A 19,123-nucleotide genomic window follows, 5' to 3' on the forward strand; every position below is an offset into this window, starting at 1 on the left:
CCAAAATGTGATCCGCTCTGACCCCAAACTGCTCAGGTATCCCCAAAATGTGATCCGCTCTAATCCCAAACTGCTCAGCTTGCACCAAAAGTAATCTGCTCAGCTTACCCGAATATCCGATTTACACGAGTAGAAAAAAGAGTCGCTAGTCGCGACTCTTCCCCTCTTTCCTTACTGTATGATAATCTCTTGGTGCCCACCAGAAAGCAGCGACTACCCCAAGGATGACGACTATAAATGGCGCATAAAAAATTAAAAAACTTGCCATAGTTTATCCCTCCTATGCGTGATTGTCTTCTTTTCCAGTCACATAATTTTTGTTGAAGAGGAATAATTTCAACAACAAGAACAGTGATGGAATCAGTAGACACAATCCTAAAATAAACGCAATGACGAGTGCAATCGCCATTTGAGTACTTGTAAAGCTATCGTAAATTGTTAAATACGGATATAGTAAATATGGATATTGTGCGATACCATATGCAAAGAACGCCACTGCAAATTGGGCAATCAACAACCCAACCGCAAAACCATAATTTTTTCGCATCCATATGAACACTACCGTAATTATAAATAATACGCCCGAAACGGCGAACATCCACCACAAATTCACCATATGATCGTAACTTTCTGGGTTGATGAATTTCATTTCGTACATAATGCCAAGCGCACTAACCATTAATGGTGCTGCCCAAGCAAGTGCATATTTTCGCATTAAATTTGTTGCTTCTCGATCCTTTGCTTTATGCGCATACCAAGTTAAAAACACGGCTGAAATATATAGTACAGCCGCAATACTCAACACGACAATACTCCAAGCAAATGGACTCGTATACAATGTCCAATAGTTCAAAACAGGTTGCCCGTCAACAATATCCACATAGCCCCCAGCAGCAATCGCGAAAACAACAGAGAGTGAGGCTGGAATGAGCAAACCTGTGATTCCATATGTCAGCGTGTAACCGATATGTCCACGTGTACCATATGATTCAAACGCATAGTAGGAGCCTCGAATGGCAAGGAGCACTAGCGAAATACTAACTGGGACAAGTAAAATCGTTCCATAATAGAAAGCTGTTTGTGGGAAAAATCCAACAATCCCAACAAAGAAGAATACTAAAAAGACATTGGTTACTTCCCAAACAGGTGATAAATAACGCTTAATAATATTCGTTAAAATGTGATTTTTTCCGATCAGTAGACTGTAAGCATTAAAAAATCCTGCACCAAAATCGATTGACGCAACAATGACATAGCCGAATAGGAAAATCCATAAAACTGAAATACCTAAAATCTCTAATGTCATATGATGTCACCGCCCTTTTCAGCATGGCGGTCTTCTATTTCTCGTTCAATAGGATTCTTTTTAAACATACGAACCAATACCACCATACTTCCTATTCCTAATACGGCATATACACCTGTAAACAACAGCATCATTAAATCTACATGATCACTCGTTGTGGCCCCTTCTGGTGTTCGCATTAATCCATATAAGATCCAAGGCTGTCGTCCAACTTCAGCAAGCCACCATCCCGCTTCAATCGCAATAATGGAAAGTGGCCCACCTGCTACAACAATCCATCTAAACCATCGTCTATGAATAAACTGCCAATCACGTGCTTTCCCGGTTACATAAAGCAGTGAAACCAATGCCATGAACATGCCAATAAACACCATGATATTAAATAGGTAATGAATATACAGTGGTGGTCGATCTTCTTTAGCAAATTGATCTAAACCAATTACCTCTGCATTTGGATTATTATGTGCTAAAACACTCAAAGCATAAGGTACTTTTATAGCATATTTTACTTCTTCACCATTTAATACACCAAAAAGTATAAGGGAAGCTTTGTCTCCCGTTTCAAAATGCCACTCTGCTGCAGCTAATTTTTCTGGCTGATATTCTGCTAAATATTTTCCTGAAAAGTCTCCAATAATCGCTGATGCAATGGAGAAAATCAGCCCGACTTTCATAAGTAGGTATAAAGATTTTTTATGGTATACATGCTTAGAACCTCTAAGTAGACGATATCCTGCAATGGCTGCTAACACAAATGCAGATGTCATATAGGCTGTAACAACAACATGCGCTACTTTTGTCGGCATTGCTGGATTAAACATTGCTAAAAAGGGTTGAATATTCACAAGCTGGCCGTCCACAATGTCAAATCCTTGTGGTGCATTCATAAACGCATTAACAATTGTTATAAACACAGCTGACATCGATGCACCGACAGCCACCGGAATTAACAGCAGCATATGCTTTTTCTGACTATCGAAGCGATCCCAAGTATATAGATAGATGCCTAGGAAAATGGCTTCAAAGAAAAATGCGAACGTTTCCATAAAAAGTGGTAATGCAATTGTTTGACCGGCAAGCTGCATAAAATTCGGCCAAAGTAAAGATAACTGTAAGCCAATTGCTGTCCCTGTGACAACTCCGACCGCAACAGTAATAACAAAACCTCGTGCCCAACGTCTTGCCATTAAAATATAGTGCTCATCATTCTTTTTATACCCAGTCCATTGTGCAATCATAATCATTAACGGGACGCCCACACCAATCGTTGCATAAATAATATGGAACGATAAAGTTAGCTCTGTTAATGCTCTACTCCAAAAGACTGCTGATTCATTCACCATTTCATCGCCCCCCTAACTTCCAAATATTCTTCCCAGTATGGAAAGAAGCATAATAATTGCAACACCAAAGCTTAGCCAAATGAGCTTTCTTTCTTGTGATTTATACAAAGGCAACACTTCCTTTCCCTTATTCATACCCCCATTTTCCACTATTACAACGAAAAAAACCTTTATAACGGACCGAGATTTCGGTCTATTATAAAGGTTTCAAATTTTGTTCAAGTAATATACGCACATTTGCCAAACATTTTTCTTAATTCATTCACAATACCAATTACAGGTAATATTTATACCTATATATAGAATTTCAACCAATTTAGGTCATAAAATTTCCTTCAAAATTGGCGACTCGATCAAATTTGAGGCCAACCCGAGCAGTTTGAGGCACTACCTGATCACTTTCAGGCCAACCCGAGCGGAATGTACAATTACATACGGTCTTCCTCACGAATATCTGCTAGTGGAACAAAGATTTCAATGTGGCGCTTTAAGTTTTCAAATGTAGCAGGTGCATCTCCACCATACTCACCATCTAAGTTTAAATGTATTTCATCTTCAGTAGATACTTTCACGACACTTGCCTTTTTATAAATTACACGATCATCATTTAAATGCTCGCCTCTTAAAGCCATTGCGGCAAGCTGAATAAATTCAGGCAAGCTTACTTTTTTCAATACTAATAAAGTAAAGTAGCCATCGTTAATACTTGCGTCAGGTGCAAGCTTTTCAAAGCCACCCACTGAATTTGTTAAGCCGCATAAAAACATCATGGCATCCCCATCAAACACTTCGCCATCATATTCGATACGCATATGGGACGCTTTAATGGATGGGATCATTTCTACTGCTTTTAAATAGTAAGCTAACTGTCCTAGCATTGTTTTCATTTTACTTGGCACTTCATAAGTTAACTCTGTAATACGTCCGCCAGCGGCAATATTGATGAAATAGCGTTCCCCATTTAATAAACCAACATCAACCGGCAACGTTTCGCCTTTAATTATGATTTCAACGGCAGCTTCGATATTACGGGGAATATGCACTGCACGGGCAAAGTCATTCGTTGTACCCATTGGGATTAAGCCAACTTTCGGGCGCTTCTCGAATGCACTCACACCTGAAACAACTTCATTTAATGTGCCATCTCCACCAACTGCAATGATGATATCAAAGCCACGTTCAACTGCATTTTTTGCTGCAATAGTTGCATCGCCTTCACAGGTTGTTGCGTGACAAGATGTCTCATAGCCTGCTACCTCTAATTTTGCTAATACTTCTGGTAGATGCTTTTTAAACACTTCACGCCCAGATGTAGGATTATAAATGATTCTTGCTCGTTTCATAACATACCTTCCTGCTTCATAAGATTCTATTTCTTTCAACGAATTTTTCGTTTAAATGTTGCATTAGCTTCCAATCGTCAACCCAAACAAGGCATGTCCTCCATTCTCTGACATGTAGCCTTACGACTTATCATTATTGCAATGCAGCTGTTATTTGCTTTTTAAAATCCTCATAAACAAATGTCCAATAGGATTTGTTCGTCATATTCTCTTCACGAATTTCAGCATAAAGCGCTTTTTGTGCATCTTCAAATGTAGGATCTTCTTTAGCAGGTAAACTAGCTCGTTTACTCACTACTAATTCCTGTAACTCTGGTGCACGGGGGCCCCATTTTCCAACAACTTGACCAGCATCATCTAATAAAATATAAACCGGAATTGCTCGGCCACCATTTGTTAAATAGCGATCAATTAAATCTGTGTCCGCGTCACGAAGTACTGTGCGCATGTCTAATCCTGCTGCCTCTGCAACTCGACGAATAATTGGATTGTTTAACATTGCGTCTCCGCACCAGTCCTCAGTAATTGTTAAAATTTTTGGTTGCTTGTCCTTCAGTAGTTCGACAAAGCCATCGTTTAATGGCACTTCGAAGCCATCATAAATACGAAAGCTTTCTTCTTTTAACGTCGTCATATTTTCCATATATTGTTGAATCGAAATCGCATCATTGAAATATTGTTGTTCAGTTTTCATTGATTGACCTCCTAAAGTTTTATCATGTTCTATTCTATATTTTGCTATGAATACTCTTTTAAGACAACTATTAAGTGCTAATTTGGTAATTATTAGCCATATTAAGTTAATTTATGTTCCATCATGGACGTTCTGGTCACTCGCTTACCAGGGTCAGCTGCATCTCATTATCCCCGAAGCGGAATGGTCACACAGTAACTTACCTAAGCACAATACTGACACTTACCTTGTTTTTGTATGTATAGAAAAAGCCAAGAAAACAAATTTGCTCTCTTGGCCTTTTGTTGCAATTGTCATTAACGTTTTGCAATCTCTTGTTGTAATAATTTGTTGACCATTGGTGGGTTCGCTTGACCTTTAGTGGCTTTCATAATTTGACCTACTAAGAAGCCAATAGCACGATCCTTACCGTTTTTGAAGTCTTCGATTGATTGTGCATTATTGTCTAGAACTTCTGTAACGATAGCAAGTAATGCACCTTCATCAGAAATTTGAACTAAACCTTTTGCTTTAACGATTTCTGCTGCCGAACCGCCTTTTTCTACTAATTCAGCAAATACCTTTTTACCGATTTTAGAAGAAATAGTACCGTCCGTGATTAATTTCACCATTTCCGCAAGGTTTTCTGGCGTTAATGCAGTATCTTTTAGATCTTTTTGTTCTGCATTTAAGTATGCAGAAACATCACCCATAAGCCAGTTTGCAGAAAGCTTAGCATCCGCATTGTTAGCTACCATAGCCTCGAAGAAGTCTGAAATTTCTTTTGAAATAACAAGAACTCCTGCATCATATGGCGTTAAGCCTAGTTCTTCAACATAACGTTTTTTACGAGCGTCTGGAAGCTCTGGAATTTCTGATTTTACTCGCTCTAACCATTCATCATCGATGGATAGACGTACTAAGTCTGGCTCTGGGAAGTAGCGATAATCGTCTGTTCCTTCTTTAACACGCATAAGGATTGTTTTACCTGTTTTTTCATCAAAACGGCGAGTTTCTTGCTCAATTACCCCACCTGAAAGAAGAACATCCGCTTGGCGTAATTCCTCGTGCTCTAAACCACGACGAACATAGTTGAATGAGTTCAGGTTTTTAAGCTCTGTTTTCGTACCGAATTCTTCTTGACCGTATGGGCGGATTGAGATGTTGGCATCACAACGTAAAGATCCCTCTTCCATTTTACAGTCTGAAACATCTGCATATTGGATGATTGATTTTATTTTTTCAAGATACGCATACGCTTCGTTCGGTGTGCGAATATCTGGCTCAGAAACGATTTCTACAAGTGGTGTACCTTGACGGTTAAAGTCAACTAAAGAGTGATCGCCACTGTGAGACAGTTTACCCGCATCTTCTTCCATATGAAGACGAGTAATACCAATACGTTTTGTGTAACCATCTACTTCGATATCAACCCAGCCGTTTTTACCGATTGGTTTATCGAATTGAGAAATTTGATAAGCTTTCGGATTATCTGGATAGAAGTAGTTTTTACGGTCAAATTTTGTTTCTTGTTCGATTTCCATGTTAAGTGCAAGTGCTGCACGCATTGCGAAATCTACAACATTTTTATTTAGTACAGGAAGGACACCAGGATAGCCTAGGTCGATAACTGTAGTATTTGTATTTGGTTCAGCACCGAAATGGGCTGGTGCTGATGAGAAGATTTTTGAGTTCGTTTTTAACTCAACGTGTACTTCTAAACCAATGACTGTTTCAAAGTTCATGTTATTTTCCCTCCCAAATTTGAGGAACTTGTTTATGGAACTCCGTTGCTTGTTCAAAAGCATGAGCTACACGGTAAATTGTTGCTTCATCGAAATATTTACCGATAATTTGTAAGCCTAATGGTAGACCATTTTCCATACCGCATGGAATTGAGATGGCCGGCACACCAGCTAAGTTCATAGGAATCGTTAAAATATCGTTCGCATACATCGTCATTGGATCATCGACGTTTTCACCAATTTTAAATGCTGGTGTAGGAGATGTTGGTCCAATGATTACGTCAAAGTCTTCAAATACTTTGTCGTAGTCTGCTTTGATCAGTGTACGTGCTTGTTGAGCTTTTTTGTAGTAAGCATCATACGTACCTGCGCTTAGTGAGTAAGTACCAAGCATGATACGACGTTTTACTTCATCGCCAAAGCCTTGTGCACGTGTTTCTTTATAAAGGTCCATCAAATTATTAACATTTTCTGCACGGAAACCATAACGGATACCATCAAAACGAGAAAGGTTTGAAGACGCTTCTGAAGAAGAAAGAATATAGTACGCTGCTAATGCATATTTCGAGTGAGGAAGTGATACTTCCTCTACTGTCGCACCTAAGCCTTTTAATACTTCTAATGCATCAAGCACTGATTGACGTGCTGCTTCGCCCACACCTTCACCAAGGAATTCTTTTGGTACAGCGATACGTAAACCTTTTACATCACCAGTAAGGGCTGCTGCGTAGTTTGGTACTTCTACGTTTGCAGAAGTTGAATCGTTTGCGTCTAATCCTGCAATGGCTTCAAGTAAAAGAGCGTTGTCTTCAACATTACGTGTAATTGGTCCGATTTGATCTAAAGAAGATGCAAAGGCAACTAGACCAAAACGAGATACACGACCATATGTAGGTTTCATCCCTACAACACCGCAATAAGCTGCTGGTTGACGGATTGAACCACCTGTATCAGAACCAAGTGAGAATGGTACTTCGCCTGCTGCTACTGCTGCTGCAGATGCACCTGAAGATCCACCTGGCACGTGGTTTAAGTTCCATGGATTCTTTGTTGTTTTATAGTATGAGTTTTCATTTGAAGAACCCATTGCAAACTCGTCCATGTTTAATTTACCGATAGTGATCATACCAGCTTCACGTAGTTTTTTTACTACTGTTGCATCGTAAATTGGCATAAAGCCTTCTAGAATTTTAGAAGCACAAGTTGTTTCTAAACCTTCTGTAACGATGTTGTCTTTAACACCGATAGGAAGACCGAAAAGTGGTCCACGCTCTTCAAATGGAACTTTGTCCATTTCAGCTGCTTGTGCAGTTGCTTTTTCTTCGTTTGAAGCAAGGAATGCTTGTACATCGCCGTCAAGCTTCGCCACTCGTTCGTATGCTTCTTTTGTTAAGTCAGCGATTGTTAGGTTACCCGCTTTAATGTCAGCTTGTAGCTCCTTTGCTGAACGTTCAAATAACGTCATGAGGAATCCTCCTATGTTTTAGTATTACATGATAGCTGGTACTTTTACTTGACCATCTTCTTGTTCTTTTACGTTTAACATCATTACTTCGCGGTCTAAGCCTTTTGTTGCCACATCTTCACGCATTACGTTTACTAGTGGTAAAACATGAGTTGTTGGTTCAACATTTGTTGTATCTAACTCGTTTAGCTGCTCTGCGAAGTCTGTAATTTTACCAAGTTGTTCCGCAAATTTCTCTGCTTCTTCCTCCGTAATTGCAAGACGTGCTAAATTTGCAACGTGCTTAACTTCTTCTTTTGTTAATTTTGCCATTTTTCACACCTCCGAATACTCATTCATATCATTGTTTTTGTCGATAACAATAGGGTTGAATAAAGTTAACCATGCAAATAATCATAACATTTTTCATATTAAAAATCACAACTTTCACCAAAAATAAAGAAACTTTCACTACTATGACGAAGTGTTGTCTTTAGGGACTGTCTTAAGAGTCCTTTTTATAGACTTCGCTTTTCGGGAGTAAGGCGTGGATTGTGTCGCTGTGCTTTCTTTTATTTGTCGAGTAGGGGAGGCTATCCGTCGTTTCGAGGGCTTTTTCCGTCGCTCCGAGGAATCTTTCCGTCGCTTTCGCTTTTCTATCCGTCACTTCGGCCGGGCTTTCCGTCGCCTTTTTTCTTTCCGTCGATTCGAAGACTTTTTCCGTCACTCCGAGGAATCTTTCCGTCGCTTTCGCTCTTCTATCCGTCACCCTAAAGAGTCTATCCATCATTCTGATTAATTCTTCCAACGAATATTATCAAATCTCTTTTTTCTTCCACAAAAAAATAGTCAGCACAAGGCTGACTATACTTTAATAGATATGGACGTATGGTTCCTTTTCGTTGGCATTCTTTACGATTAATGCCTCCGGACCATTGATTGAGGTAATACTTACTTCAACATTGATGTTATCAAATCGTTTGATAAGAGCACCTGTTAAATATTGAGTAAAGCCTATAATTTCAAGCTTACCGAAGAATTGGATTGGCACTTCAATCGTTAGCTTTTGAATTGATTTATTTTTATAGAAGCCCGTTCCTACTACACTAGTATAGTTAGAAAAGTATTTATCTACATCTAGCTTAAAATTCATAAAGTTTTTACTATCATCTCGGTATACATCCTGTGTTTCGCTCGTTGGGAATAGTACATACTCTTCGTCAATCCCTTTCCAATCAGATACATCGTTTTGACCTGCTTTTGCTACGCCATAGGTAAAGTATGTTCCTGGGATTACGTCATTGCGAGCTTTTTGTTTAAACAAGCCTACTACAATCGGTATATCTTTCAATTCGTCACGACTTCTTAGGCGGGACACAATTTCAGCGGCCATTTTCTTCCCTTGCTCAACGAGTTTTGACTCCGGAATTGGTTGCTCAAAATAATCTCCGTATTTTTCTTTTTGGTAGTAATAAATAGAGTTTAAGGAAAGGCCTATCGATATACCGCCTAATTTTACTTTGTTATCACTAGTTTTTGTTAAATAATTTTGCTCAACAATATGTGATAAATAAATTGGGGCCTTTGTTGCACGTTCTTCTGCAGGCATTGAATCCGTCGTTGGGGGATTTAAACCTTCCTTCTTTTGTGAACTACGTGAAAGCCAATTTCCCACTGTGTTTTCCGCTAAATACTGCCCCTCTTGGAAGAAGTAGTTTTCTGTGTCAAACTCATTTTGAGAAAGACGCATTAAACCTGTTTCAACTTCCTTCATATCATATTTTGTAAAAACATTTGAAACTACTAATCCTCTGCTGGCACTTGGTTTGTAAGGAGTTAGTGTTCTATAATATGATTCATCAATCTGTAAGCTTGGAATAATAGTTGTTTCCGCTTTTTCCTGTTGCGTATCCTGTGTAAGCTCTGTTCCCTTCTCTTTAGAAGGCACACAGCCGACTAGCATTGCAGCAGCGACAATTGCTGGAATGAGTCGAAATGACTTCATTATTTTAATACTCCTTTACTGAAATTTCATACCTACCTCTTGGTAGAAAGAGACCTCTAAAATACCTCTACTTTCCACCAAGAAGCTAGGACAATTCATCTTACTTTACTATAATATTTGGCTCATCACCATAACATGTGGTTAATTTCCGCTCTGACGGGCGCTTTTCCTGAGCGTCGTACCAAGATGTGGTTGGTCACGAAGGCATTATCACAGGTGAAGCTAAGCCTTCTTTTCTCTATTAGTAATCTCCATGCATCCCCGTCACAATTTTTGGTGTTGAACTTTATATTTTTCATTATTTGGCGAGGTTAAATTGTTCGACAAGGCTGTCTTCATTCCAAACTTCAATACCTAACTGCTCAGCTTTTGTTAGTTTAGATCCCGCATCTGCTCCTGCAATAACAAGATCAGTTTTTTTGCTGACACTACCTGTAACAATACCACCTAACTCTTCTATTTTCGCTTTTGCTTCGTTACGTGTCAATTGCTCAAGTTTACCAGTTAATACAATTGTTTTACCTGCAAAAGGATTATCCCCTACAGCTACCTCTACTTTTTTACCTTTATACGTCATATTGACGCCTACATCAGCAAGGCGCCCGATGACTGCACGTGCATCCTCATTTGAGAAATATTCGACAAGGGATGAAGCCATCTTATCGCCGATTTCATGAATCGCCACTAGTTGGTCCTCTGTTGCTGCCATCACCGCTTCTATCGTACCAAACTCCTCTGAAACAATTTTTGCAGCTTTTTCACCAACATGTCGTATACCTAATCCAATAAGTAAACGCTCCATCGAATTTTCCTTGGAAGCCTGAATAGCATTGACTAAATTCGCCGCTGACTTTTCTCCCATACGCTCCAGCTCGACAAGCTGTTCTACAGTTAAGTGGTACAAGTCAGAGACATCATGAATTAAATCTGCACGTAATAATTGCTCAACGACTTTATCGCCAAGACCGTCAATATTCATAGCATTTCGTGATACAAAATATTTAATGCTCTCTGCAATTTGTGCAAAGCATGCAGGATTTACACAACGTAATGCCACTTCTCCTTCGATACGAATAAGTTCACTATCGCAAACAGGACAATTTTCAGGCATTTCATATGGTACTGAGTCCTCTGGGCGCTGCTCCAGTATGACACCTACAACTTGTGGAATAATATCTCCTGCTTTTCGAATAATGACTGTATCTCCTAGTCGAATATCTTTCTCTCGAATTAAATCCTCATTGTGTAATGATGCACGTTGAACCGTTGTACCTGCCACTTGTACAGGCGATAAAATAGCCGTTGGTGTAACAACGCCTGTACGCCCAACCGTTAAATCAATATCAAGTAATGTTGTCACTACTTCCTCAGCAGGGAACTTATAGGCAATTGCCCAACGTGGACTCTTTGCTGTATAACCAAGCTCATCCTGTTGCGCATAGCGATCCACCTTAATAACAATACCGTCAATTTCATAGGCTAAATTCGGACGGTTTTCTGTCCATTTTTCGATAAAGGCTAGTACATCTTCAATCGTTGAACAGCGTTGGCGCTCTTTGTTCGATGGAAAACCTAGACCCTCTAAATAATCGAGCATCTCTGCATGACCGTCGATACCGTATGCCTCACCATCTCCCCCAATTGCATAAATAAAGGTTGATAGCTGACGACTTGCTGCTATTTTAGGATCTAACTGGCGTAAAGAGCCAGCAGCTGCATTTCTAGGATTAGCAAATAATTCTTCTTCATTTTCAGCACGGAGGGTATTCAATTTTTCAAATGACTTTTTAGGCATATACGCTTCGCCACGTACTTCAATTGTAATTGGTTCCTTCAATCGAAGAGGTATTGCTCGAATCGTTTTTAAATTTGCTGTAATATCTTCCCCTACAACACCGTCTCCTCGCGTTGCTCCTTGTACAAAAACGCCATTTTCGTATTTTAATGAAATGGCAAGACCATCAATTTTTAGCTCGCAAACATAGGAAAAGTTATCACCGATTGCTTGACGCACTTTACGGTCAAATTCGCGTAAGTCTTCTTCATTAAAAGCATTTGATAGGCTGAGCATAGGGTAATCGTGCGTCACTTTTTTAAAGCCTTCTACCACAGCCCCACCAACACGCTGTGTCGGTGAATCTGGATAAATAAGTGATGGATTTGCTTCCTCTAATGCAATAAGCTCATGTAATAATTGGTCATAAACACTATCTGCTACGACAGGTTTATCCAACACGTAATAGGCATGACCGTATTCGTGCAATAATTTATTTAACTCCGCAATGCGCTGTTCAATTTCGTTCATTTCATTTCCCCCGCTTACCCTTTTTCAATAGGTGCAAATTGTGCTAGTAATCGCTTAATACCAACAGGTTGTGGGAAGGCAATATCTAGCTCTGTACTATCACCTTCACCTTTTACACTAACAACCATACCTGTTCCCCATTTTTTATGGATCGCCTTGTCTCCGGCCTTCCAGCCAAATTGGTCTCCACCAGTTGTTTGTAAACGAGCTGTTGCAGGCTGTGTTTTCTGAATTGCTCCAAGTGTACGTTTTTGATAGCCACCTGCCGAACGATTACTAGAAGCAAACGGAACTTCAGGCTTAGAACCTCCTTTGGATATTGATTCTGTAATATCCTCCGAAATTTCACCTAAGAAACGTGAGACATTATTATAGCTAGAACGCCCAAAAATTGTACGACTTTGTGCACTTGTTAAATATAAACGTTCCTCTGCGCGAGTTATACCTACATATGCTAGACGACGTTCTTCTTCCATTTCATCCATATCATCTAGTGAACGAGAATGCGGGAAGATATTTTCCTCCATTCCAATGATAAAGACGATAGGGAATTCTAAGCCCTTAGCGGCATGCATCGTCATTAAAATAATATTACCCTTCGATGCATCATCTTTATCAAGTGCATCAATATCTGCAATTAGCGCTAGATCTGTTAAAAAGGCAATTAAGCTCTTATCATCACTACGCTCTTCAAAAGCCTTTGTTACTGATAAAAATTCTTCAATATTTTCTAAGCGGCTTTCTGCTTCAATCGTCTTTTCGTTTTGTAACATTGCACGATAACCAGATTTATCAATGACCTGCTCCACAATTTCTGTCACCGATAAATACTCTTGCATTTCTGTAAAGCCTTTAATCATCGCATAAAATTGCTCGGCTGAATTAGCAGCCTTCCCTGTAAGCCCCATGAATACAAGATCGTTCATGGCATCAAAAATAGAGCGATCTTGTTCAATCGCATAGCGCGCCATTTTTTCAAAGGAGGTTGCACCTATACTACGCTTTGGCTCATTAATAATACGCGCAAGTGATAAATCATCATCATTATTGGCAATGAGGCGCAAGTAGGCAAGTAAATCCTTAATCTCTTTACGATCATAGAACTTAGTACCACCAACTATTTGATAAGCCATATTGGACTTAACAAGTACTTCCTCCATCACACGAGACTGAGCATTTGTACGATATAGTATCGCAAAGTCATCAAATGAACGATTTTCTTTTTGAATAAGCTGTTGGATTGTTTGTACAACGAATTGCGCTTCCTCTTGCTCGTTATAAGCTTTGTACAATACAATTTTTTCACCATCGGCATTTTCTGTACGCAGTTCTTTTGGATAACGTGTTGTATTATTTTGAATGACGTCATTTGCCGCTTGTAGGATGCGTTTTGTTGAACGATAATTTTGCTCAAGCATAATGACTTTAGCATTTGGATAATCCTTTTCAAATGAAAGAATATTACCAATATCTGCACCACGCCAACGATAAATCGATTGGTCTGAATCACCTACAACACAAATATTTTTAAATTTCTTAGCAAGCAACTGAACGAGTAAATATTGGGATTTATTCGTATCTTGATATTCATCTACGTGAATATATTGGAATTTATTTTGATAGTATTCAAGCACTTCTGGTACACGCTTGAATAATGTAATAGTTGTCATAATTAAATCATCAAAATCGAGTGACTGATTGCGGCGTAGTCTTTTTTCATAACCTTTATAAACACGGGCAATTGTTTTTTCATAAGGATTATTTTCATTCATTTGACCTGCATAATCGTCCGCAGTTTTACATTCGTTTTTTGCTGAACTAATCGCATTTAAAATCGCACGCGGTTCAAAACGCTTCGTGTCAAGATTTTCATCCTTCATCACATTTTTAATAACGGATAGCTGATCAGTAGAATCTAAAATTGAAAAGTTACGTGATATCCCAAGCTGATCGATATTGCGTCGTAAAATTCGTACACACATTGAGTGGAATGTTGATACCCACATACTATCGCCAGTTCCATTACCGAGAATACCATCTATACGCTCTCGCATTTCACGTGCAGCTTTATTAGTAAATGTGATAGCTAAAATCTTTGATGGATATACTTCTTTTTCGATTACTAAGTATGCTATACGATGTGTCAATACACGTGTCTTCCCTGATCCAGCACCCGCCATAATAAGAAGCGGTCCTTCAGTTGTTTTAACTGCATTTTCCTGCTCAGGGTTCATACCTGCTAATAAGTTTTTCGTTAACTGCTCCATTTCGCACCGCCTTACAAACATTTGTTCTTATATGATTTATTATATATTATTTTTTACAGCCTTAACAGTCGCAAGTGCAGCTTTTAAATCTTCGTAAATAATATTACCCACTACTACTGTATCTGCATATTTTGCCATTTCCGCAGCTTGCTTAGCAGATGTAATACCTCCACCGTAAAACAGTCGAGTATTTTTTAGTTCATTTTTAACAGCACTTACAACCTCAATATCTCCATAAGTACCGCTATATTCGACATAAAATACAGGTAGTCTAAAGAAATTTTCAGCCATACGTGCGTAGGCAACAACATCATCAATAGATATATCCGTTTTTGCATTTGTTACTTGCGCTACTTTACAATTTGGATTTAAAATACAATAACCTTCAGCGACTAATTCATCCCATACCATAATATCTCCATATTCTTTAATGGCTTCGTGGTGTAGATTTTTAATCCACTTTGGATCATCACTATTCAACACGGTTGGAATGAAATAATAGTCATAACCGGGTGTTACCGAATCAATCGAAGAAATTTCAAGCGCGATTGGTACTTCAAAGCGTCTTACACGAACAAGTAAATCTAATACACCATCTAAAGTTACACCGTCAGTTCCACCAACTATAATAACATCTGTACCTGATTCACAAATTTTTTCTAGTGCTTCATCTGAAATATCTTTAGCTGGGTCTAGCTTGAACACATGTCTCCATTCTAAATAATCCATCTATTTTACCACCTATCATTTTCTATCTATTCGTTTACAAGTATAGCTTATGACTGTCTACAAAAAAATGAAAAAGACTGAGCAGAACCTCTACCCAGCCTCTTTACCTACTATTCTTTTGGTGCTTGAAACGGCTTTTCATCTGGATACAAACGACCTAACATTTCATCATAAGTATCATTCCCATAATCAAAACAACGACGTACACGCGAAATAGTTGCTGTACTTGCACCTGTTTCCTTTTTAATGGATTCATAGGTTTTCTTTAAACGTAATAAATGCGCAACCTCAAAGCGTTGTGCCAGCGATTGAATTTCACTAATCGTACATAAATCATCAAAAAATTTATAGCATTCTTCAATGTCTTTCAGCTCTAACACTGCTTTAAATAATTGATCTGTTTGATGCCCTCGAATTTTTTCGATTTGCATGCAATTTTCCTCCCTTTAAGGCTGCGTTTTCACCATTGCTTTTAATCCTGGTGAAGTTGGTACGAAATTAACCCAAGACTTCCCGGGTACTAGCTTCACAAGCTCCCCAGACTCTTCAACAGCCATTGGTATTCCATCAATATTAGCCCATTTAACTTCCCTCATATAGCCATTTTGAAATACATACGCATTTCCACCAGAAGTTAAATCAATTTCTTGGCGCCCCTCATTATCAATAGTTCGATGTTTCATTTCAAAAAATAGAACATTTGCAAATGATAATGTGTCACCTGTTAACATATCCTTTGTGTCAACGCCAGCCGATTGTCGTCCATAACGATTACTTTGCTTATCATATAAATACGAATTATGGAAATACTCACTATTTCCGTAGTAAATGTCAACTCGACTTGTTTCATTGCCTATTTTACCACGTTCATCGGGTTCATAAAAAGCCTCTTGTACTTTTTCACGGTAACTCATTGAAGCGCCCACTTTTTTCGCTCCGTCTACTATATTTTCAGATGTAATATACGAGTTATGTGGAGCAACACGATCTTTTGAACGTTTAAAAAGTGTACCATCATAATCCATACCATTTATATTGTCGACTACATGATTAGTAAGCATCGATTTTGCCTCTGGACTATAGCCATGTGCTACGTAAAATGCATCAAAGCCTTTCGCAAGATCAACAAAATAAGATCGAGCACTACGAACAGGCCCTATATTTTCTGGCAGCTCACTTTGATAAACTGCTAATAAACGCGTAACATCGCCTTCTGCCAGCATTTCATAAATGATATCTGCCGCTTCTATTCCCGATTGCGGACGTGCTTTCGGATGATTATTAATGGTAACAATAATTGGGCGTTGCGTAATTTCTTCCTTCACAGCTTCACCTGTTAACGGAGCAACTTTCGTTCCTTCTTGTACAGGCTCTTCAATTGCAGTCCCATCGTCAACCTTGGTCGTATCATCTTCCTTCACTTCCGATGAATCTTTGGAACATCCTCCTATCAACAAGGTACTAAAAGCCATGGCGATAAATAGTTTCTTTGATTTGAACACAAGCATTACTCTCCTTTAGTCATTACAACTGTAATTTCTGTGGCTATACCGGTAGGGAAACTTCAACTAACGCATCACTGCTGGTAATAATAACTTATTCTTCATAACATCAAAAATCCCTTTTGGCGTTATACGGATATATGGTAAATGTGTAGATTGTAAAAATAATAGTGAATAAATTGCATCCCCTAATTGGTAACCACGATCCGCTAATGCTAGTTTTAAGAACTGCTCTTTTTCTGCTAGCTCCTTAACATCTCCATCATATAAAAGACCGCCAATTGTTAAAGGAATTGCAGTAATTACTTCTCCTTTTTCAACAAGGACAATACCACCACGCATCGCCTTCATTTCTTCAAAGGCTTTGAACATATCGTCTTTATTTTTTCCGATCAGTAAAATATCGCCTGTGTTCGAATAAGAGGAGGCAAAGCCTTGAACACTAGTAGCAAAACCTTTAATCATCGTGTTAACATGCCAATTGCCCTCTCTATTAATGAGCATTAAATAACATTCATCATGATCTGCAAGCTGCCCTTCTCTAGTAATTAATGAGTTGTAGGGTTTCGTAATAACATCATTCACCATTTCAATGCCAAAAGGCATGGAGAATTGAAAATCATGAGACGTTAACGAAAAATCTAAGTCAAATGCAGGGAAAGCTGAATAATCAATTTCAGCAAGTCTTTGCACTCGCTCTCCGTCGCGTTTTAACCAAACACCCTTCGATAATACACTCTCAGGAACTGGATGCCATTCATCTTGTAAAATATTAAGAGAGGCAAATCGACCCGTTGCGATAAAGCCATGTAAGTTGGACATATTATAATATCGTGCCACATTATAAGAAGCCATTTGATAAGCATCTATTGGTGCTACACCAGCATCTAATGCTACTTGAATACATTTATCCATCACACCATCCACATGAAAAGAAGGTGTTGAGCCATCTGTTGTCATCATTAAATGATCAAAAATCGGTAGCTCTTTTTCAACTATTCCTTTTAATAAATGTGGTAAGTCTGGGCGGATTGAAGAATGACGCAGCGTTACAGCATACCCTTGCATAATACGTCGCTCTACTTCTTCCACTGTCATAGCTTCATGATCACCATCTGCACCAAGTAGCTTCATACGTGCTAAAGTTCGTTCGGATGCACCAGGGAAGTGCCCTTCAATTTTTTTCCCATAGATTTTAGCCATTTGCATCCGATAGAGCATTTGGTCATCACCATGTAACAACTTTGGCCAGCCCGTTAATTCGCCTCCAAGTAAAACATCATCTCGTTCTAGCCATTCTAAAATGGACGTGTTTGAAAAAATTTCTTCCTCCTGTTCCATTTCAGTTTGCGAATCAAAACGAGCCCACCAATAAAATGAAAACGGCAGCTTTTTCAAATTATCTAGTATTGAAAACGCTTTCTTATTTTCTAAAGATAAAAAGAAGCTTAAATTATCTGAAATGAACGTTGTCGTTCCTAGCTGTCCACAAAAATCAGCAAAAGATTGCGGATGGTATAACTGGAACGGATGAACATGTGGCTCAATATATCCTGGTACAATTGTTTTATGCGTACAATCAACCACCTCTGTCCCATCTAATAACGGAGGCATTCTATCACCAGCATAGACAATACGATCCCCTAAAATCCAAATGTTCCCTACTATCCACTGTTTGAGCATGCTATGTAAATAACGTGCATTTTTTAATACTATATCCGGTGCTTTTTTACCATCAATAACAGCTATTTGCTGACGTAATTCTGTAATTTTCCATACTGGATCCATTCTATTCGCCCCTTCCTAAATTACGTAAAATTTCTTTGAGTAAATCTTACTTGAAATCACATACTACTACTGCATAAACGCTTTTTTTCATAAAATTAGTGCTTTATGTAATCATCTTGTTTCAATCGTAACACAGCACTTTCATAAAGCAAAGTGCACCCCGCTTTATTTTTTCCACAATGACTAAAGGAGGAAATATTATGATGCAAGAAACGAATTTAAGCGAAAAAAATTCCTTTTGTCGTTTTGCCATGGGGGCAAGTTTAACGGCATTTGGTATCGCTAAGATCTCAAGAAATCCTGAGTGTACGAAAGGTCGATTGATGATTGCATTTGGTGCCATGAAAATGGCTGAGGGTATCTTTAAATATTGCCCAACTAAAGCCTTACTGAGCTCCTATATGCAGAATGGTATGAATAACAGCAATAACCATAGCAATAGCAGTGGCAGTGGCAACTCTGTTATGGAAAGTATGCTCGGCGGCCAAAATTCTATGTCATCTGAACAAATCGAAAAACTCATGAAGGATTTCTCCTCTGCTATATCTGGAACTACGTCAGGATCAAACGCAACAACATCAAAGCAATCTGACGCCAGCACTTCTAATCAAAATTCCTCAGAAAGTAAAAGTTCTGCACAAAATCCTTCTTAGTCAAAGGAGCCGTCTCAATT

At 38.7% G+C, this 19,123-nt stretch carries 17 protein-coding genes; 2 read left to right on the plus strand and 15 right to left on the minus strand.

Going from position 1 to position 19,123, the window contains the following annotated elements:
* Window positions 1–145: 145 nt before the first annotated feature.
* The 8 genes from cydS to gatC form a co-directional block, all read right to left on the minus strand.
* Window positions 146–268 (minus strand): cytochrome bd oxidase small subunit CydS family protein, encoded by a 123-nt coding sequence (gene cydS / locus MWJ95_RS24550; RefSeq protein ID WP_283164798.1) that lies wholly within the window; start codon window positions 266–268, stop codon window positions 146–148.
* Between the two features lie 12 nt (window positions 269–280).
* Window positions 281–1,306 carry a cytochrome d ubiquinol oxidase subunit II gene (locus tag MWJ95_RS20950; RefSeq protein ID WP_249075469.1) on the minus strand — a complete coding sequence of 342 codons (1,026 nt, stop codon included), beginning with the start codon at window positions 1,304–1,306 and terminating at the stop codon, window positions 281–283.
* The gene (locus MWJ95_RS20955; RefSeq protein WP_249075468.1) at window positions 1,303–2,649 is read right to left on the minus strand and encodes a cytochrome ubiquinol oxidase subunit I; all 1,347 of its coding nucleotides are present in this window, start codon (window positions 2,647–2,649) and stop codon (window positions 1,303–1,305) included. The genes MWJ95_RS20950 and MWJ95_RS20955 overlap by 4 nt, the downstream gene beginning before the upstream one ends.
* A 428-nt stretch (window positions 2,650–3,077) precedes the next feature.
* Complete coding sequence (locus MWJ95_RS20960) at window positions 3,078–3,992, minus strand: diacylglycerol kinase (RefSeq protein WP_249075467.1); 915 nt, start codon at window positions 3,990–3,992, stop codon at window positions 3,078–3,080.
* 133 nt (window positions 3,993–4,125) lie between these two features.
* Window positions 4,126–4,686 (minus strand): thioredoxin family protein, encoded by a 561-nt coding sequence (locus tag MWJ95_RS20965; RefSeq protein ID WP_249107158.1) that lies wholly within the window; start codon window positions 4,684–4,686, stop codon window positions 4,126–4,128.
* A gap of 296 nt (window positions 4,687–4,982) precedes the next feature.
* Window positions 4,983–6,410 (minus strand): Asp-tRNA(Asn)/Glu-tRNA(Gln) amidotransferase subunit GatB, encoded by a 1,428-nt coding sequence (gatB, locus tag MWJ95_RS20970; protein ID WP_249075465.1) that lies wholly within the window; start codon window positions 6,408–6,410, stop codon window positions 4,983–4,985.
* A 1-nt stretch (window position 6,411) separates the two neighbouring features.
* Window positions 6,412–7,875, minus strand: a complete 1,464-nt coding sequence (gene gatA, locus MWJ95_RS20975; RefSeq protein ID WP_249075464.1) for an Asp-tRNA(Asn)/Glu-tRNA(Gln) amidotransferase subunit GatA — start codon at window positions 7,873–7,875, stop codon at window positions 6,412–6,414.
* Between the two features lie 24 nt (window positions 7,876–7,899).
* The gene (gatC, locus tag MWJ95_RS20980; protein WP_010857153.1) at window positions 7,900–8,187 is read right to left on the minus strand and encodes an Asp-tRNA(Asn)/Glu-tRNA(Gln) amidotransferase subunit GatC; all 288 of its coding nucleotides are present in this window, start codon (window positions 8,185–8,187) and stop codon (window positions 7,900–7,902) included.
* A 214-nt stretch (window positions 8,188–8,401) separates the two neighbouring features.
* Between gatC and MWJ95_RS20985 the strand changes: the two genes are divergently transcribed.
* On the plus strand, window positions 8,402–8,653 hold the full coding sequence (locus tag MWJ95_RS20985; RefSeq protein ID WP_249075463.1) for a hypothetical protein: 252 nt from the start codon (window positions 8,402–8,404) through the stop codon (window positions 8,651–8,653).
* A gap of 72 nt (window positions 8,654–8,725) precedes the next feature.
* Here the strand turns inward: MWJ95_RS20985 and MWJ95_RS20990 are convergent, their stop codons facing one another.
* The 7 genes from MWJ95_RS20990 to MWJ95_RS21020 form a co-directional block, all read right to left on the minus strand.
* Window positions 8,726–9,859 carry a CamS family sex pheromone protein gene (locus tag MWJ95_RS20990; RefSeq protein WP_249075462.1) on the minus strand — a complete coding sequence of 378 codons (1,134 nt, stop codon included), beginning with the start codon at window positions 9,857–9,859 and terminating at the stop codon, window positions 8,726–8,728.
* A gap of 298 nt (window positions 9,860–10,157) precedes the next feature.
* A complete protein-coding gene (gene ligA / locus MWJ95_RS20995; RefSeq protein WP_249075461.1) occupies window positions 10,158–12,164 on the minus strand; it encodes an NAD-dependent DNA ligase LigA in 2,007 nt (668 codons plus the stop codon).
* Window positions 12,165–12,178: 14 nt separating this feature from the next.
* A complete protein-coding gene (gene pcrA, locus MWJ95_RS21000; RefSeq protein WP_249107159.1) occupies window positions 12,179–14,431 on the minus strand; it encodes a DNA helicase PcrA in 2,253 nt (750 codons plus the stop codon).
* Window positions 14,432–14,470: 39 nt separating this feature from the next.
* Window positions 14,471–15,160 (minus strand): heptaprenylglyceryl phosphate synthase, encoded by a 690-nt coding sequence (pcrB, locus tag MWJ95_RS21005; protein ID WP_249075459.1) that lies wholly within the window; start codon window positions 15,158–15,160, stop codon window positions 14,471–14,473.
* A gap of 110 nt (window positions 15,161–15,270) precedes the next feature.
* Window positions 15,271–15,591 (minus strand): YerC/YecD family TrpR-related protein, encoded by a 321-nt coding sequence (locus MWJ95_RS21010; RefSeq protein WP_004225717.1) that lies wholly within the window; start codon window positions 15,589–15,591, stop codon window positions 15,271–15,273.
* 15 nt (window positions 15,592–15,606) lie between these two features.
* Complete coding sequence (locus tag MWJ95_RS21015; RefSeq protein ID WP_249075458.1) at window positions 15,607–16,662, minus strand: DUF3048 domain-containing protein; 1,056 nt, start codon at window positions 16,660–16,662, stop codon at window positions 15,607–15,609.
* Window positions 16,663–16,728: 66 nt separating this feature from the next.
* A complete protein-coding gene (locus tag MWJ95_RS21020; protein WP_249107160.1) occupies window positions 16,729–18,450 on the minus strand; it encodes an adenine deaminase C-terminal domain-containing protein in 1,722 nt (573 codons plus the stop codon).
* Window positions 18,451–18,650: 200 nt separating this feature from the next.
* Between MWJ95_RS21020 and MWJ95_RS21025 the strand changes: the two genes are divergently transcribed.
* On the plus strand, window positions 18,651–19,103 hold the full coding sequence (locus tag MWJ95_RS21025; protein ID WP_249075456.1) for a YgaP-like transmembrane domain: 453 nt from the start codon (window positions 18,651–18,653) through the stop codon (window positions 19,101–19,103).
* The last annotated feature ends 20 nt before the right edge of the window (window positions 19,104–19,123 follow it).

Source organism: Lysinibacillus sp. Bpr_S20 (assembly GCF_023337835.1).
Lineage (GTDB): Bacteria > Bacillota > Bacilli > Bacillales_A > Planococcaceae > Lysinibacillus.

Bases quoted from the DNA above. Each gene is read 5' to 3' on its own strand.
- cydS (WP_283164798.1), bottom strand. From the start codon at position 268: ATGGCAAGTTTTTTAATTTTTTATGCGCCATTTATAGTCGTCATCCTT.
- MWJ95_RS20950 (WP_249075469.1), bottom strand. From the start codon at position 1,306: ATGACATTAGAGATTTTAGGTATTTCAGTTTTATGGATTTTCCTATTC.
- MWJ95_RS20955 (WP_249075468.1), bottom strand. From the start codon at position 2,649: ATGGTGAATGAATCAGCAGTCTTTTGGAGTAGAGCATTAACAGAGCTA.
- MWJ95_RS20960 (WP_249075467.1), bottom strand. From the start codon at position 3,992: ATGAAACGAGCAAGAATCATTTATAATCCTACATCTGGGCGTGAAGTG.
- MWJ95_RS20965 (WP_249107158.1), bottom strand. From the start codon at position 4,686: ATGAAAACTGAACAACAATATTTCAATGATGCGATTTCGATTCAACAA.
- gatB (WP_249075465.1), bottom strand. From the start codon at position 6,410: ATGAACTTTGAAACAGTCATTGGTTTAGAAGTACACGTTGAGTTAAAA.
- gatA (WP_249075464.1), bottom strand. From the start codon at position 7,875: ATGACGTTATTTGAACGTTCAGCAAAGGAGCTACAAGCTGACATTAAA.
- gatC (WP_010857153.1), bottom strand. From the start codon at position 8,187: ATGGCAAAATTAACAAAAGAAGAAGTTAAGCACGTTGCAAATTTAGCA.
- MWJ95_RS20990 (WP_249075462.1), bottom strand. From the start codon at position 9,859: ATGAAGTCATTTCGACTCATTCCAGCAATTGTCGCTGCTGCAATGCTA.
- ligA (WP_249075461.1), bottom strand. From the start codon at position 12,164: ATGAACGAAATTGAACAGCGCATTGCGGAGTTAAATAAATTATTGCAC.
- pcrA (WP_249107159.1), bottom strand. From the start codon at position 14,431: ATGGAGCAGTTAACGAAAAACTTATTAGCAGGTATGAACCCTGAGCAG.
- pcrB (WP_249075459.1), bottom strand. From the start codon at position 15,160: ATGGATTATTTAGAATGGAGACATGTGTTCAAGCTAGACCCAGCTAAA.
- MWJ95_RS21010 (WP_004225717.1), bottom strand. From the start codon at position 15,591: ATGCAAATCGAAAAAATTCGAGGGCATCAAACAGATCAATTATTTAAA.
- MWJ95_RS21020 (WP_249107160.1), bottom strand. From the start codon at position 18,450: ATGGATCCAGTATGGAAAATTACAGAATTACGTCAGCAAATAGCTGTT.
- MWJ95_RS21025 (WP_249075456.1), top strand. From the start codon at position 18,651: ATGATGCAAGAAACGAATTTAAGCGAAAAAAATTCCTTTTGTCGTTTT.